This window comes from Lysinibacillus sp. UGB7, assembly GCF_049058285.1.
Classification (GTDB): Bacteria; Bacillota; Bacilli; order Bacillales_A; family Planococcaceae; genus Lysinibacillus; species Lysinibacillus sphaericus_B.
Window position 1 is genome coordinate 1 of record NZ_JBMGUV010000077.1, and the last position, 1,777, is coordinate 1,777.

At 34.6% G+C, this 1,777-nt stretch carries 1 protein-coding gene; it reads right to left on the minus strand.

The genetic code is table 11. The features are described from left to right. Positions 1-177: 177 nt before the first annotated feature. Positions 178-1,071 carry a patatin-like phospholipase family protein gene (locus ACOMCU_RS27910; protein WP_421052285.1) on the minus strand — a complete coding sequence of 298 codons (894 nt, stop codon included), beginning with the start codon at positions 1,069-1,071 and terminating at the stop codon, positions 178-180. Positions 1,072-1,777: the final 706 nt, after the last annotated feature.

Consider the following 1,777-nt stretch of genomic DNA (forward strand, 5'->3'; position numbering starts at 1 on the left):
TTATTTAACTCGTAAGAGCTAACTTTTATATAATAACATGTTATTGAGATAATGTCAAACAGTTATTTTATTTTTATATTCTCGTAGTTGCATGTCTTAACAGCAACTTTTATATAATAGCATCAATATTATATAACGTCAATAGTTTTTATCATTTATTTATAATAATAGTAGTTTTCATATTCTATACCTCGGCCAGTTCTTTAGAAATTGTATAGTACGATTTCTTCCTATCTCCATCAAGGTTTCCTTTGTCTCTTCATTCAAATCAAATTGTGTAGCACTATAATCATCAACAGGAATAAAAATAATATCCCTTTCATGTCTTCTTGAAATATATCTTTCATCATGCGCACCCTTCATTGTTGCAAATAACGCTTCAAATAAATTTAAGCCATTTTTTATTTCGTGCGGGCATTGTTCTTCGCTACTACGGCTAAGTTTAAGACCTATTATCGGTCGCACCTTACGTCCATCGCCATCATCAAATATCCATAAAGGAAAATTACTTAATACCCCACCATCTACAATAACAGATTCACCCTTACCTGTTTTTAAAGTAACTGGTTCAAAGAAAAATGGTATTCCACAGCTCATCCGTAAAGCACATGCTACCGAAAATTTTTTTGCATCGATTTGATATTTATGCAAATCATCTGGTAACACAATCATCCTACCATTGGTTAAATCGGATGCTACTAATTTCAATGAATCTTTAGGTAAATCGTCAAAGGTATAAACTCCTTTAACCGCTAATTTTTGAAAGAACCATTTTTCTAATGCTTTTCCTTTATATAAACCTAAATGATTATATACATTAACCCATTTCATAAACGGCAGTGGTAGAAATGTTTTGCGAGGATCTAATAATGAAGGCACATCTAACTCTTCTAACATACTTTCGATCTCTTTTCCACTATATCCAGCAGCAATGAATGCAGCTAATATGGCCCCAGCACTCGTCCCGGCAACCCTCTTAAATCGGAAATTTTGATCTTCTAGTACCTGATACGCCCCAACCAATGCAAAGCCCTTTAAACCCCCACCCGAAAAAACGCCATCAATCCACAAAATTCCCTCTCCTTTTTTAAGTAATCTTTACATTATAAGAATCAAATAAAGGAATTAGAACTTAAAAAGGAGATTGATGTCAAATTAACGATAGATTTCACTTCTATAAAATAGAAGACAATTCTAATAAACAAAAGAATTCAGCTCTGTTAAGTACAGCACTAAATCCTAGCTACTTGTTTTAATTGCTAATGATAGTTTACCTTTTGGGTTTTCAATCATTCCATTTACTGTGGACATCCTAGCATTTCTACAATAAATAATAATTGTTGTTTTAGTTACAGCAATGTTTTGGGTGCGCTCATTTTGTTTTTTTCCAATAAATGAGTTGCCTCAATTACTGGCATGAGCGGGTTAATTCGTTGCCCCCTTCGCTTTCGGACAGAAATAGCCGATAAAATGTACACTAGTTGAATGGAGCGCGGGCGGCGACTTCTGCGGGAATAGCATGGGCTGAAGGCCCCGCAGGGGCGTAGCGATGAGGAGACTGAAGCCATCACCCGCGAAAAGCGTCTGCCGTAGTGGAAATCAACGGCTTCATAATAGATACTTCTATGAAAAAAAGACTATAGACAAACTACTCAAAAAATTGAGTTTGTCTATAGTCTGAAACAACGAGAAACTATTATTTTATAGTTTCCGGTTGTTCATTATATATATCATTTTATTTTCTTAGAAAATAAAAAAAACAGCCAGCTATCAGCTG